Origin of the sequence: Paenibacillus sp. FSL E2-0151, from assembly GCF_037993015.1 — a bacterium.
GTDB classification, from domain to species: Bacteria; Bacillota; Bacilli; order Paenibacillales; family Paenibacillaceae; genus Paenibacillus; species Paenibacillus amylolyticus.
The window spans coordinates 633639-648728 of record NZ_CP150308.1 but is presented as its reverse complement, the minus strand read 5'-3'; the positions used below and the strand labels follow the sequence as shown (position 1 = coordinate 648728).

Below are 15090 nucleotides of genomic sequence, written 5' to 3'. Positions count from 1 at the left end.
TCATCATCTCTCCTCATCAATTGGTTATTGCTGTGTGGGACACTTGAATCAAACGTTGCTTGGACAGTAGATCCTGCGGAGTATCCCGCTCACGGATCAAGTGAGCCTCCCCAGCGACAATCAGCACTTCCGCCGGACTTCCATGACTCAAAAAGTGTGTGGGAGAAGCCGTTGGTCCGTATGCTCCCGAATGAAAAACACCGATTAGATCGCCCCGTTCAACAGGAGGAAGCAATACCCGCTTCCCAACAACATCATTCGGCGTACATAAGGGACCCGTAATATTGTATTCGGCTACAGGGGACTCCCCATAACGCGTCAGGGAGGCAATCGGAAAGTTACGCTTCACGTAAGAACCTGTGCCCACCGCCGCCATATGGCAGTTCGTTCCACCATCGGTTACGACGAAGTGCTCTCCATACGATTGCTTGACGTATAGAGCTCGACTGACCAACATACCGCAGGTGCCTACCAGATATCGCCCAAGCTCCATGAACAGCCGGGTGTTGGCATGACTATGCCGAAACGATTCGAACATTGGATTCAACTGTTCTGTCAGTGTGGCTATGGATAGGAACTGCTCACCTTCATGGTAGGGCACGCCCAATCCCCCGCCTACATCGACCATACGCAGCGTGATATCCAGCTCGTTCTCGATTCGATCAGCCAATTCCAGAATATGGCGGGTATTCTGAACGATCGGCTCTACATCCAACATGCGGGTTCCCATGTACACGTGAAGTCCCATGATCTCCACATGGGAGAAGCTCTCGAACTGCTCTTTTCCCTGGAGCACACTTTGTTCATCCATACCAAACTGACGTGGTTTGCCACCCATAGTTAGTCTGGAGCCTTTAACAGAAAAAGATGGATTCACTCGCAGCGCCACCGGCACGATTCGCCCCTCACTTGCAGCGATGCTCTCAATGCGCTCCAGCTCCTGAAACGATTCACACACGATCGCATATATGCCCAGACGTATGCATGCCGTAATCTCGTCATCGCTTTTTCCCGGTCCTAGAAAAATAATGCTTTCTGCTGCTACTCCAGCCTGTACAGCCGTATGCAATTCGGCCAGGGAACATACCTCTGCCTGTGCTCCCATCTCCCGGAGCATGTGTACGATCGAAATATTGGGATTGGCCTTCAATGAATAGAACAGCTCCACTTGAGACGTAAGCAATCCCCTAAGCTCCTGATACACCTGCTGCAACACATCCCCGTCATATACATACAGCGGGGTCCCGAATCTCTCGGCGATGTCCGAAACAGGCAACTGCTGAATCTGATATTCCTTAGACACTCACATCACCTCGTTAATGGAAGATAGGACGGCTTCTATCGCTTCGTCGATCACTCCCAGCCGTTCAGGGGAGGACGCAATAATCACGCCATACAGACGTCCGGAGAACAAGGTCCCCTCACTTCTGAATGCCGCATTGACTGTGGCAAAATTATTAATCAATAATCCTTCGCCGCGTTCCGGTTCGAACATCAACTTACCCAACCGGGAACGAAGTACTCCGTATTCCAGCAGGTGATTGAGCCGGAGCGTATATTTTTTCGCCAATCCACATTGATCTTCGGGCAGCCATTGATACTGAATGTTGGTCTGATAGGTAGACATATTAAACCTGGCATTAATCTCAAGATTGGGCCAGATTGTACCGTCCTCGTCCAGAATGGCGTCCATGCCGGCAATGCCGTAGTATCCATCTCGATACAGAGCTGCTCCAATTCGCATGGCCGCTTCACGAATAACCTCAAGTTGAACATCGTTGAGCCGCGAAGGCATGAGATGCCCTTGATGTACGCCTTGCTCTACCAACGATTCCTTTACGCCAAGAAACTCAACTCCACCGGATCGATCGATGAGAATCTGGTAATTCAGGTCACAGATTTTATCAATCCATTGTTCAAGCACGTAGTTGATTTGTCGAATTCCTTTTTTGCTAGCCTGTTTCTCCAGCATGCTCATGCATTTGTGAAACCTGGCTTCATCGGTGATGACGGTAATTCCCTTGCCTGATACACCCATGGAATCCTTCAGCACAAGGCGTCCACCCTGCTCTAGAACGGCCTTTAGCTGATCGAAACCAGACACCAGTTCATCCAAAGACGTGCATTCAACGCCTGGAATTTGGCGAATACCCAGCTCCGCGTTGAGACGGCGGGAATACCCCTTGTCATTCACCTTGCGGAAGATATATGAAGATGGAACAGCCAGCGGAATGCCGGTCCGTCGGGAGAACTCCTCTTCCTGATCCGAGGTTCCAAAGGGAACCAGATAAACATTCGTTCCAGCAGCCTGTGACAGCTCTCTCAGCTTGTCCATTGTCCTTGGACAATTCAGAAGATTCGCGGTAATGTTCAGTGCCGGATCATTGTGCTCCACCGTTATGCATCGGGAGCGACCAAACCCAAGCGCCTGTGCATCTGCCATGAATCCCTGATTCGGCGGCCCCTTGAGCAGGATAATATCGTTCTCTCCGGCGAGGAAAACACCCAGTTCCTCCATCCGATTAACGACATCCGCAGCCGAGCCTATGCTTAATGAGGGCAGCTTGAGAATACCCGTTTCACTCCAGTACTCCTCCACCTCAAAATTGTTCAGATAGATAAAAGTAACGTCATGCTGGCCCGTTAACGCCCACTTGAGCTTGCTCGAAAAATCCGTCAATACGGTGGTCAAGGCCATCCCCTCCTATTCCTGCATACTGCATCACTGCTACGCTGAATGTAACCCCAAGTCCGACCGTAACAAGCAGATAATACTCCTCTGGTTGCAACAACTTCTGCTCTAGAATGGCTTGCAAATTAATAAATGGGTCCGAACAGAAACAATGTCCGATCTCCTGTACGTTGGACGTATATATTCGTTCAAGGGGATAGGATAAACGGATAGCCACCTTCTTCCACGAGGATAGATTCACATTGTGTGGGACGATGTATCGAATATCCTGCAGCGTCAGACCCGCCTGCTCCACGGCTGCAACAATGGCTTCACATAACCGAGGCGTGTAGATTTCCTGAAACTCCCTTAGAATCTGCGGGGTTCCCGTTAGTACATTACAGAATTGGCCCAGGGTAACACTCGTGAGTCCGACGACACGACTTCCGTTGCCCTTGTTACCCACCAGCACGGCGGCTGATGCCTCTCCCATCACGGTGGTATTGGGGATCAATTGCACAACGGGACTAAAGGTTTTTTCACCTGTCAAAATTAAAATATGATCATCCGCTTCCAATGAAGGCAGCAATGTCTCGGCAACATTCAGGGCAATTAAGCCCGATGCACAGTTCTGCTGCGTAAGCGAAAACGCGATGGCATGCTGCAACCCGTAAGCCCTTTTCAGGGCTTGCAAAACTTTCATAGGAAAGGGGAAATTTTCCTGAATTGTGTGGCAATAAATGATATACTTAATCGAGTTGGGAGCGATCTCCGGGTTATTTACCACCTGGGTTAATACGCGCCCAAGCAACGAAGCCAGATCTCCATCCCTGTCTTGCCGAACCTGTTTCAAACCATGAATTTTTTCCAGTACCTTCGTCTGGGCATTATTGAGTCCCAGCAACTCGTTCAGTTCCCTGATCGGCACAATGTGCTCCGGAATGTAAGACCATATTTGCTTGATATGCATCGGCTTCAGACACCTCGTTATCACTAACGTACGAATCTCACTGAAATATAGGGAGATAAAGAGCTTCCGCAGAAGCTCCCATCTATGAATCTAGCGTAATGCAATAAGTAAGTAGGAAAAATCAGGCACGAGCCGCCGCTGCTGCACGAGCTGCTACAGCACGAGCCGAAACAGCACGTGCTTCAACTGCGCGAGCGGATACCGCGCGTGCACTGACTTCACGTGCCTCGCCCAGTACATTCGCTTCCAATTGTGCTGCTTCAACTTCTTTACGCTTCAGTTGCTCCAGTGTAATGGGAGTCGCTTTAATGACCATTCATATCTCCTCCTTTCATCTTGGATACTCTGATTCTATAATCTCCCAAATTGGATTTAAACTGTAAATGGAGGTAAATGAACCTCTCACTCTCCTTACCCCTGCTTCTGCACGTTCGATGGACCCAACATACCAATCACATCTCCATTCCAATCAAACTATATTCAAGGGACGGTGAACGATCATGCTCGGACCCAAAATCCGGCAAATCCGGGAGCAGCTTGGACTGTCTCAGAAGCAACTGGCAGGTGAGGATATGACGCGTTCTTATATCAGCCTTATCGAAAAAGGCAGGGCCGTTCCCTCGCAGCGTATGTTGAAAATTATTGCCAGAAGGCTCAATACACCCATGGAGTTTTTTTTGGGAGGAAGTGCATCGACAGATTCGGATATTGGTGAGGCTGTACTGGACAAGGCCAAAGCCTGTTACGCCGAGCAGAATGATTCTGCCTGCATCCGCATAGCTCATAAAGTGCTGACACTGACGGAGGATACATCGGATCAGTCTGAAGCCTACCTGCTCATATTGCGAAGTCACAACAGACTTGGGGATTATCGACAAGCCTTGGATGAGGGGGAAACTGCAGCATTTACGGTCATTCGAACAGGTGACAGGGAACGTATTGTTGAATATTATCTGGAAATGGGGAGAGCGGCTTTTCATGCAGAGCTGTTTCATGCTGCCCGGAAACATTATGAACAGGCGTATACGTACAGCAGCAGACTCAAACATCTACAGGAAGAACACATTCAATCGCTGACCTTTCTCGGCACAACCCATTTAAGACTGGGCAATGTGAACGAGGGGTTGAACTACTATCTCAAAGCGGAGAAGGAAGCCCAGATGGCGGGACAACCGGAACTGTATGGCGAGATTACGCTGGGTTTGGGCAAAGCCTATTACATGTCCGAACAGGACGGACACATGCTGTTAAGTTATGACTGGACCAAGAGATCCGTACAGGCCTATAAACAGGCGAGCAGCGAATCCTACGTTCTGGCACTTCACAACCTCGCCGTGATCCAGCTTCATATGGGGCAAAAAAAAGAAGCCCTCCCCTTGCTGGATGAATGCGCACGAATTTACGATAAACGCAATCTTCCCCACAAGAAGGCTTCCATATTAGAGGAAATCAGTAAAGTTTATTTGGAACAGCGTGAGCCAGAACAGGCAGAGGCCATCATCAAAGAAGCCCTCCAACTGCTGGATAAGCAAGATGAAGGGATGCTTCGTGCCAAACTGTATCGCTTGCTGGGTATTGTATTTCATGAGAAAAACAACAGCAATGAAGGTTATTACTTTCTAAGAATGAGTCACGATCTACTTAAACGCATCTCTGCAAACCGCGAGGCTGACATCAGCCAACAACTTCTTCTGCTAAGCCTTCAGGATCGTAAAATGAACTACGACGACTATAAGTCATTGATCAAATAAAACAGATGCATTCTTCATCTAACAACTGAGGACACGGGAAAACAAAATGATGGAGTTCAGGGTCTCTTCAACAGAGGCCTTAATTCCGAGAATACATGGTGACAAGACATAGGATCATCTTAAACCGCTCATCGAACAGGTACAGGATCATTCAGCTCCAGCAGCGTTTCCGTAGATACGGCATGCTTATGTCCCTGCTGACCACTAAACTTAGCTGATCCTGCATATGCCTCCGAAACATGAAGCTGTCCTGCAATAAAAGGTAGAAGCATGATAGTAACCATGCAGAGTTCACTTGCCGTTGTAACGAATTTGCTTCCTTTACTCTCCATGCTCATCTCTCCTCATGTCTAAATCGGGTAGCATAGTCCACCATCGATTCCTGGCAACCTAAGACGTATTTTACGGATAATCGCAATGACTTTAAACACGTTAATCCCCATTTACCTCCACTTGCACATGCACTCACGTATAACAGGTCATATGATCTTTGTCTTCGCGATAATAATCCAGCCTTTGCTTCATCGTACCTGTATGCAGTTCAAACAAATGACCATCCGGATCGGTAAAATAAACAGATAATGCGTCCCGGAGATCTCTGGGCCTTCCAGGAAGAATGTCAGCCCCCGCTGCTCGCAGCTGCTGCACAGACGCGTCGAACTCCTCTTCTGTAACGGTAAATGCAATATGGGTATAGGTTCGTTCCGTATAGTTGCGAATAACATCCTCCTGATTCAGGGCAATCCACAGACCGGCAAGCTCAAAATAAGCCAGTTTGCGTCCTTTCACCTGAATTCGGGCACCGAGAGCCTGCTCATAAAAGGTAATGGCCCGCTCCAGATTGGATACGGAAAAACACAAATGATTAATTCCCTGAATATTCATGTGGCTCCTGACACCTCCATCGATTTAAGGATCTATCCTTATTATGGTATATTCTGCGCAAAAAACAACCGCTCTGCTGCCTCCTCTCGCACCTTCTTCTGGGCGAATGCATAGGTTATCCGTATCAATGAACGTTCGAGGAGGATGTAAAGCGAATGAATCCTGTCTATCCTTTTTATGGTGAGAAAACGGTATGCAAGGAGCAAAAGCTGGCATTTCCACCCCAGCATCAGGACCAGCAACCCGGTCTGGAAACCCTGATGGTGCCTGAACCGATCAGTGAAGATCCTGCTTATATCGGCAGCTGCAAACTCCAAGGTAAAGTTGCCATTATTACGGGGGGTGACAGTGGAATCGGCCGGGCGGCCGCCATCGCTTTTGCCAAGGAAGGTGCGGATATCGTCATTGCTTATCTATATGAACGGACAGATGCCGAAAGGACTCGTGAACGGATCGAAGAACTGGGACAGCGCTGTCTCTTAATCGAGATTGATCTCCGCTTAAAGAAAAACTGTGAAGCCGTCATTCGCACAACCATGGAAACCTACGGGAAGATCGATATTCTGGTCAACAATCATGGCGTACAGTATGTGCAGCCAAGCATCGTTGATATTACAGAAGAACAGCTGTATCACACCTTTCAGACCAATGTGTTCGCCTATTTCTTTCTGATTCAGGCCGCTCTCCCCCATCTGTGCAGAGGTGCCTCCATTATCAATACGGCTTCCATTACAGCATATAAAGGCAACACCCAACTGATCGACTACTCTTCTACCAAAGGAGCCGTCGTATCGCTGACTCGTGTACTCGCCCAATCGCTCGCTGCACAGGGAATACGTGTGAATTCCGTCGCCCCGGGACCCATCTGGACGCCGCTCATCCCTGCCAGTTTCTCCGCTGAGGATGTACAGGTATTTGGAACAGATACACCCATGGGTCGAGCTGGTCAGCCTTACGAACTGGCGGCAGCCTACGTTTATCTCGCTTCCCGCGATTCATCCTACGTCACAGGTGAATGCATTCATGTAAATGGCGGCGATATGGTAACGACATAAACTGATGTCAGGTTTGATTTGGCAGGTGTGGCAGGATATCGGTTGTCCAGTTGCGAAGAGGGTTAGGAGTATGACCGGTTATACCGGAACCTGACATCTAGCGACAAGGAGCTGAACAACCTGATGAACTTCGATCCACTCTACCAACCGTATCCCTCTTACCGCGTGCCTGTGTATGCGAAACAAGGCATGGTCGCCACGTCTCAGCCACTGGCTGCACAAGCCGGTCTGGATGTATTGAAAAAAGGCGGCAATGCCATCGATGCCGCCATTGCAACTGCGGCAGCACTCACGGTGCTGGAGCCAACGTCCAATGGCATTGGAGGCGATGCTTTTGCCCTCGTCTGGACCGAGGGCAAACTGCATGGCCTGAATGCCAGTGGCCCTGCGCCTCAGGGCATATCCATTGAGGCGCTTCAAGCGGCAGGCTATACGGAGATGCCGAAGCTTGGGGTTGTTCCGGTGACGGTGCCTGGCGCACCAGCGGGTTGGGCTGAGCTGAGCCGCCGTTTTGGGCGACTCACGCTGGCGGAAGCGCTGGAACCGGCCATCCGCTATGCGGAGGAAGGTTATCCGCTTGCGCCTGGGCTGGCCCGCCACTGGGCAAGGGCAGCCGAGATCTATGCACGCCAGGGTGATGCGGAGGTAGGGCGTGCGTGGTTTGAGACATTTGCTCCAGGCGGGCGTGTTCCCGCAGCTGGAGAGATGTGGCGCTCGCCGGATCATGCGGCGACTTTGCGCCAGATTGGCGAGAGCGAAGCACGAGACTTTTACGAAGGAGAACTGGCAGAGCGCATTCATTCCTTTATGGCAGAGCACGGTGGTTATCTGACTCGCGAAGATCTGAAGGCTTTTCAGCCGGAGTGGGTTGATCCCATCTCCGTCTCCTATCGTGGTTACGATGTATGGGAGATTCCGCCGAATGGACAAGGATTGATTGCTCTCGCGGCGCTTAATCTGTTGAAAGGTTACGAGTTCGACGAGAAAGAATCTGTTCAGGCATATCATCAGCAACTTGAAGCCATGAAGCTGGCATTTGCCGATGGGGAGAAATATATTACTGAAGAACGCAAAATGGGTGTGACGGTGGAGGAACTGCTGTCCGAGGCATACGCGGAAGAACGGCGCAAACTCATTGGTGATGCCGCACGAGCACCTGAGGCAGGTGATCCACGTGCAAGTGGAACAGTCTATCTGGCTACGGCGGACGGTGAAGGCAACATGGTTTCGTTTATCCAGAGTAACTATATGGGCTTCGGCTCTGGATTGGTTGTTCCGGGGACAGGCATTGCTTTGCAGAATCGTGGACACAACTTCTCACTGGACCCTAATCATGCCAACGCCCTGGAGCCCGGCAAGCGAACGTATCACACGATCATTCCGGGGTTCCTCACCCGCGGCAGTGAAGCGGTTGGGCCATTCGGTGTCATGGGCGGTTTCATGCAACCGCAAGGTCATGTACAGGTGGTTATGAATACGATCGATTATCACCTGAACCCACAGGCCGCCTTGGATTCTCCGCGCTGGCAGTGGACGAAGGGCAAAACAATTCTCGTGGAACCGGGTTTCCCGCAGCATATCGCTCAGGCACTCGCCCGCAAAGGACATGATATTCAAGTGGCACTCGATCCATCCCAGTTTGGACGCGGTCAGATCATCTGGCGCAACCCGGACAATGGCGTATTATGCGGGGGTACGGAAACCCGAGCCGACGGCTCGATTGCGGCTTGGTAAAACTCGCGTCATTTTTATAATAGGATGATCACCTTATCATTCGTATAGGGTGAAATTTCAAGGCACAAGAGAGGTGATTCATGTCATCTCTGTTGTGCCTTTTTTCGACTTATAACATCAGTAAACAACATACTGTAGATATTTATGTACCCTTTTAACAAGATAAATGTAAAAATAATGTGTAATTTATGAAAAATATTTATTTTTTCGTAAATTTTCACTACATACCATAAATCACAGTGCCTTTCTGACCGATATAGATAAAGGGAAATCCTCACCATACGTGTCATCATGCACACGTACTTCCCTGGAGCTAAGGAATCACGCAAAACAGAAAAATGCGACTACAGAAATGAGGGTACCACACATGAAAACAAACAAGAACAGACGCGCAGGTCTAGGTCTCACCATAATGATGATCCTGACGGTACTAATCCTGGGGGCATGTTCACCCAACAATACAACAACGGCAACAGACACAAGAACAAAGGTTGGGATCGTGCTTACGGAAGTGGGTCTGGGTGACCGTTCTTTTAATGATGCTGCTTTTGATGGACTGGTTCAGGCCAGAAATGAGAAAAGCATTGTCTTTGACTATCGTGAACCGGGCGACAATGCCGAAGCTGCATTTGAAGAGTTTGCGCAAGCCAAATTCGATCTGGTTATCGGCCTGAGTGATGCTGTCCAAGCGGATATGGAGAAAGTTGCAGCCAAATATCCTGACCAGCAGTTCCTCATGATTGACAGTCAGTCCGAACTGCCTAACATTGCCTCCATTTCATTCCGGGCGGAAGAAGGAAGTTATCTGGCAGGTGTTATTGCCGCTATGGCTTCAACGGAAGATCATGTTGGCTTCCTTGGTGGAATAGAGATACCAGTCCTTCGTAATTTCGAGCTGGGTTTTAAACAAGGTGTTCTGGCTGTCAAGCCGAATGCAACCGTTGATGTCGTCTACGCAGGGGACTTTGGCAATGCCGAGCTGGGTGAACAACTGGCTGCCGAGATGATTCAGGAAAAGGGCGCTGACGTGATCTACGTTGCTGCTGGTCTCACAGGCGTTGGTGCACTGACGGAGATTCAGAAATTAGGGAAATACGCCATCGGTGTAGATACCGATCAATTCTTTTTGGCGGAAAAATCCATTCTTACGTCCATGCTGAAAAATGTGGATGTCTCTATCTATAATGCCGTTAACACGTTTGTTCAAAACAATCATACCTTCCCTCAAAAGGAAATCGTGGAGGGGCTGGCGGAGAACGCCGTGGGTCTGACTGCTCTACATAATATCACGCTCAGTGATGAACAACAGCAAACCTTCGAAGATCTGAAGGCTAAGATCTCTTCCGGTCAAATCAAAATTACGCTTGATCAATAACCCATCGGATACGAGGAGGTACGCATATGAAACTACAGGGAAAACTGATACTTAATGCTCTAATTTCACTACTTCTATGCCTTGTGCTAGTCGCTTATATTATCATGCAATTGCTCAACATGAATGCCAAAAATCAAAATCTGGTACCCGCCATGCTCAAGGTGAGTGAACTGAACGCCAATCAGATTCAGACCCAGCAAGCGCTGGATGTCTACTCATTCTCCATGACAGCAGGAAACCAGGACGCCGTGCTTCGCTTGCTGGATGAAGGTCAAACGATGATTCAGGAACTTACGGACGGATTGCTCGAAACAGATCAGCAGTTACAACTTATTCAGTCCATCGAGACAAAATTAGAAGCTCTCAAACAGGGAGCCACCGAAGCGATGAGTGCGATGAACAGTGCGGAAGCGAAACGTTACAGCACTCGGGTTCGGGGCATACAGAATGATATCTATTCGTTGGATGAGATGACTCGGGATCGTTATGATCAATATACCGTCGATTTGGAACGTGACATTCAGCAAACGTGGCAAACCGCTCTGGTAGGAGCCATCGTATTGCTTGTCGCCGTAATGCTGTTTAATATGTATACTTCACGTCAGATCGCCAAGCGTATTCGAACACTCAAAGACGCTGCGGGACAAATTGCGGACGGTGACCTAACCGGACAATTACCGGAATCTCGGGGCAAAGATGAGCTCGATGACCTGAGTCGCTCCTTCGGTATCATGACTCATAATATCCGCGGCATTATTCAATCGATTGGTGAAGCGGGTCATCGTGTCGATCTGATGGCGCAAGATATTGACCGTGGCAATGATACAGCCCAAGCGATCGTGCAGCAAGTATCACGCACCACGGAGGAACTCTCGATTGGTAGTCAAAAGATTGCCGAGGATCTGAGTGAAACGGTGATGGTTGTGGACAAAATGCAGTCTACCTTCAATAGCAATCTCGAGTCCACTTCCCAATCGGTAATCGATGGTCGTGAAGTATTAACTACCGTTGAGGAAGGTAATAAGGCTGTAGCGGAGCAACTCCGCTTGGCCGAAGTGAATCGTACGGCGATGGCCGAGGTAGAACAAACGGTGCGGGAACTGGAAGAAAGCGCGGTTCGAATCACTACGATGACGGCATATGTATCGGAGATTGCCAAACAAACAACCATGCTCTCGTTAAATGCCTCCATAGAGGCTGCTCGCGCTGGAGAAGCCGGACGTGGCTTCGCTGTTGTTGCGGGCGAGGTGAATAAACTCGCCGAACAATCTGCGCAATCGGTCAAACATATCTATGCGGCTGTTGGCGAGATCACAACCTCCATGGACAAGGTGAAGAACTCTGTAGCACAAAGCATGCAGTTATTCGGCGAACAGGAACAAGCCACTGGCCAGACTCGCGAATCCTTCTCTGCTATTCGTGAAAGTGTGGAGCGCATCAGTACGGGTATCCATCAGCTTGCTGAGGACATGCAACAATCCAATGAACTCAGTACACAGGTGCAACAGGCCATCGAAAATATCAGTGCCATCACCGAGCAGTCGGCTGCCAGCAGTGAAGAGATCACCGCCTCCACATCGGAACAACAACGTTCCTTCGCTGATGCAAGTATCAAGGTGAAGACATTGCGTGATATTAGTGCAGAGATGCATCAGGAACTGCTGCGATTCCGGCTGTAAGCAGGGCGCCGGGAGAATTCGGACCGGGCGTAGTTCGGATGTCGTTTAGATGCAGGTTAGATGCAGATTATAGGCATGTTATGGGCAGGTTATAGCCGAGCCAGGATCAGGTAGCATGAACATACAAACAAATAAAGGGGAGCCTCCGTCATGCATCATGACAGGGCTCCCCTTTTCAGTAACTAATCGTTGTTTCATCTAACCATTAATTCGTTTCAAAGATATGAAAGTATATAGATTGAACTAAACATTTACACAAAACAGAGAAGACAGAAAGAACCTGAAAAAGCGGCGCTAAAAGCTATCTGAAAGAAAGCTGACACGGAAGCATATACTTCGCCTAAAAGCTTTTTGAAAGAAAGCTGCTTCGGAAGCATACGCTTTCCCGGATTTCCTAATTTATAAAAAACTGGGGATAACAGCGATCGGAAGGTTGTTCTGTCACCGGAGTGTCCCGTGTAAAATTCTTTAGTTCAACTTATATAGATAATAAGACATCAGCATTTCAGATCCAAACGTTTAACGAACTGAGCAAACCTTATTGAGCAATTAATTGCAGATTATAAAATCTAACGAATCTCAGGCATTCTATTCCCTAATTTAGTCCGGTTTTTCAGGTGTTTTCTCTGAAATACACAGAGATAACGTGGATGAGATTCGTTAGCTTTTGCTCCTCCATGTAAACCGAGGCATAAGGTGTATCAGGTTCGTTAGGGCAATAAGCACTGGGCATTGAGCAATGAGTACTGATCATTGTTCATTGTTCATTGAGTACTGAGCAATGAACAATGGACAACGTTCACTCATCTACTTTTGGTGCGCTGCTTCGTTGGATCACTTGCAGTTTGAAAACGAATCGTCATAGGCAGTAACCCAAAACCGAGAGTTTGTCCCACACCTGTCCCATCCTCACAGTGCATCGATGATGTCTCCGACCAGTAGGGACGATAGGTCACTTACAGTTTAGAAATGATTAGTCATAGACAGTAACCCAAAACTATGAGCTTGTCCCACACCTGCCCCAACCTCACAGTGCGTCGATGATGTCTCCGGCCAGCAGGGACGATGGTTCACTTGCAGTTTAGAAATGATTAGTCATAGACAGTAAACCAAAACCGCGAGCTTGTCCCACACCTGCCCCATCCTCACAGTGCATCGATGATGTCTCCGGCCAGCAGGGACGATGGGTCACCGCGCAGCAGTGCTGCACGTTCAGCGGCCTGTCCGTGGAGATATACGCCGAACGTGGCGGCTTGCTCCGCGCTGAGCCCTTGGGCAAGCAGACCGGCGATGATGCCGGTCAATACGTCTCCGGCACCGCCAGTCGCCATGCCGGCGTGAGCGGTGGTGTTGATGTACGCCTCGCCGGACGGCGTTGCGATGACCGTTCGTGCTCCTTTGAGCACAAGGGTCACGCCCTGCTCGCGGGCGTATTTTGCAGCGTGCCCAATGCGGTCACGCTGCACCTCTTGGGTCGACATGCCCAGCAGTCGGCCCATCTCGCCAGGGTGCGGCGTCAGGATTGTCGCCGCACTTCGCTGGCCCCAGTCGCGAGGCCCATGTGGGCCAGCGTCTGCCAGCATGTTGAGGGCGTCCGCGTCGATGACGAGCGGACGATCCGTATGTTGCCACAGACGGCGCAGCCAGTCTGTGTCGCCCTTGAAGCGGCCGAGGCCGGGGCCGGTCGCGAGCACGTCGCGGCTCTCCGCAAGACGCAGCACGGCGTCGGCGGAAGCCGCGTTCCATTCGCCGCTGTCGCCATCGGCGGCGGCGGCAAGCATGAGCTCGGGCACGGTGCCGATGACATGCGGCAACAGTGCCGCGGGCAGCGCCCATGTGGCGAGCCCGCAGCCTGCGCGCAGCGCGGCCTTGGCCGAGAGCAGGCCAGCGCCGCTCATCGGCAGACTTCCTGCGGCCAGCAACACGTGGCCGTAGGTGCCCTTGTGGCCGTCCGGTGCCCGGAGACGGCCTGTATCCACGCGCAGCGCACCGCGCAGCACCTCGTCCGTCAGCAGACGGACCGAGGGGCCATGCTCTGGCGCAAGCTGCGCGGGAATGCCGATGGCGCGCACCACAATGCGCCCCGCGGCAGAAGCGCCCGGGTACTGCACCAGCCCGCGCTTAAGCAGCGCGAGACATACGGTCACCCGGGCTTGAATGCAGGGCTTGTACACCTCTCCGGTGTCGGCGTTCAGCCCGCTCGGCACATCCGCGGACACGACCGACTTGCCGCTGTCGTTCGCCGCCTCAATCAGCGCCGCGTAAGCTCCGCGCGGCGCTCCCCGCGAGCCGGTGCCCAGCAGCGCATCCACGATGCCTGTGCACCGGCTGAAGTCCACGGCTTCGCGCCCGTGGACAAGAGCAGGGATGCCAAGCTGCGCGGCGGCATCCCGTTGCACTGCGGCTTCGCCCCGCAGTGCATCAGGGGCATCGGCGTAGACCAATGTCACGCCAAGCCCTGCTTCAACCAAATGGCGCGCGGCCACCAGCCCATCGCCGCCATTGTTGCCCTTGCCGATCAGCATGTACCACAGCTGATCTCCCGGGCGCTCCATCACCAGCGCCGGATCGGCGATGATGTCGCCACCATAACCTTGCCGATCACCGGGCCCGGTGTGTGCCCGCCTAGCATCGGTCTGGCTGCTATAGCCAAGCTGCCCTGAATCCGCAAGCCGGCCTTCTGCCTGCCCTTCCCGGCACAGCTTGATCACTTCCTCAGCAATGGCTCGGCCTGCATTCTCCATTAGACTGGCAGCAGGAATACCCAGCTTATGAATGGTATACTCGTCCACAGCTCTCATCTGTTCAGCGGTTACGATAAACAACGTTCATCCCTCCCCGTGACAAGCTCATCTCATACTTAAAAGTAGCAACTTTGCACCTAAACTCTGCATCTTATATGTGTATCGCTATCTTTCCTCTTACCTCATCCAGTTACCACAATCCACTCGATACATCATCGAAAACTCT

12 protein-coding genes are annotated in these 15090 nt (G+C 50.8%); 5 read left to right on the top strand and 7 right to left on the bottom strand.

Going from position 1 to position 15090, the window contains the following annotated elements:
* Window positions 1-16 precede the first annotated feature (16 nt).
* The 4 genes from lysA to MHI55_RS03115 all read right to left on the bottom strand — a co-directional run bounded on the left by lysA (window position 17) and on the right by MHI55_RS03115 (window position 3957).
* Window positions 17-1303, bottom strand: a complete 1287-nt coding sequence (lysA, locus tag MHI55_RS03130; RefSeq protein WP_340388770.1) for a diaminopimelate decarboxylase — start codon at window positions 1301-1303, stop codon at window positions 17-19.
* On the bottom strand, window positions 1304-2692 hold the full coding sequence (locus tag MHI55_RS03125) for an ATP-grasp domain-containing protein (protein ID WP_340388768.1): 1389 nt from the start codon (window positions 2690-2692) through the stop codon (window positions 1304-1306).
* Window positions 2631-3641, bottom strand: coding sequence for a 3-oxoacyl-[acyl-carrier-protein] synthase III C-terminal domain-containing protein (locus MHI55_RS03120; protein WP_340388766.1), 1011 nt, complete (start codon window positions 3639-3641; stop codon window positions 2631-2633). The genes MHI55_RS03125 and MHI55_RS03120 overlap by 62 nt, the downstream gene beginning before the upstream one ends.
* 121 nt (window positions 3642-3762) lie before the next feature.
* A complete protein-coding gene (locus MHI55_RS03115) occupies window positions 3763-3957 on the bottom strand; it encodes a hypothetical protein (protein WP_340388764.1) in 195 nt (64 codons plus the stop codon).
* A 184-nt stretch (window positions 3958-4141) separates the two neighbouring features.
* On the opposite strand from MHI55_RS03115, the gene MHI55_RS03110 reads away from it, so the two are divergent.
* Window positions 4142-5392, top strand: a complete 1251-nt coding sequence (locus MHI55_RS03110; RefSeq protein WP_340388762.1) for a helix-turn-helix transcriptional regulator — start codon at window positions 4142-4144, stop codon at window positions 5390-5392.
* Window positions 5393-5520: 128 nt separating this feature from the next.
* On the opposite strand, the gene MHI55_RS03105 is transcribed toward MHI55_RS03110, so the two are convergent.
* Both MHI55_RS03105 and fosB read right to left on the bottom strand, forming a co-directional pair.
* Window positions 5521-5724 carry a hypothetical protein gene (locus MHI55_RS03105; RefSeq protein WP_339190047.1) on the bottom strand — a complete coding sequence of 68 codons (204 nt, stop codon included), beginning with the start codon at window positions 5722-5724 and terminating at the stop codon, window positions 5521-5523.
* A 133-nt stretch (window positions 5725-5857) separates the two neighbouring features.
* The gene (gene fosB, locus MHI55_RS03100) at window positions 5858-6277 is read right to left on the bottom strand and encodes a metallothiol transferase FosB (protein ID WP_340388760.1); all 420 of its coding nucleotides are present in this window, start codon (window positions 6275-6277) and stop codon (window positions 5858-5860) included.
* A gap of 155 nt (window positions 6278-6432) precedes the next feature.
* Between fosB and MHI55_RS03095 the strand changes: the two genes are divergently transcribed.
* The 4 genes from MHI55_RS03095 to MHI55_RS03080 all read left to right on the top strand — a co-directional run bounded on the left by MHI55_RS03095 (window position 6433) and on the right by MHI55_RS03080 (window position 12120).
* The gene (locus MHI55_RS03095) at window positions 6433-7332 is read left to right on the top strand and encodes a glucose 1-dehydrogenase (RefSeq protein WP_036607429.1); all 900 of its coding nucleotides are present in this window, start codon (window positions 6433-6435) and stop codon (window positions 7330-7332) included.
* Between the two features lie 123 nt (window positions 7333-7455).
* Entirely contained in the window at window positions 7456-9066 is a 1611-nt protein-coding gene (locus MHI55_RS03090; RefSeq protein WP_340388758.1) for a gamma-glutamyltransferase family protein, read from the top strand.
* A gap of 367 nt (window positions 9067-9433) precedes the next feature.
* A complete protein-coding gene (locus MHI55_RS03085; protein WP_340388756.1) occupies window positions 9434-10441 on the top strand; it encodes a BMP family ABC transporter substrate-binding protein in 1008 nt (335 codons plus the stop codon).
* Between the two features lie 26 nt (window positions 10442-10467).
* A complete protein-coding gene (locus MHI55_RS03080; RefSeq protein WP_340388754.1) occupies window positions 10468-12120 on the top strand; it encodes a methyl-accepting chemotaxis protein in 1653 nt (550 codons plus the stop codon).
* A gap of 1145 nt (window positions 12121-13265) precedes the next feature.
* Here the strand turns inward: MHI55_RS03080 and MHI55_RS03075 are convergent.
* Window positions 13266-14945, bottom strand: a complete 1680-nt coding sequence (locus MHI55_RS03075; RefSeq protein ID WP_340388751.1) for an NAD(P)H-hydrate dehydratase — start codon at window positions 14943-14945, stop codon at window positions 13266-13268.
* Between the last annotated feature and the right edge of the window lie 145 nt (window positions 14946-15090).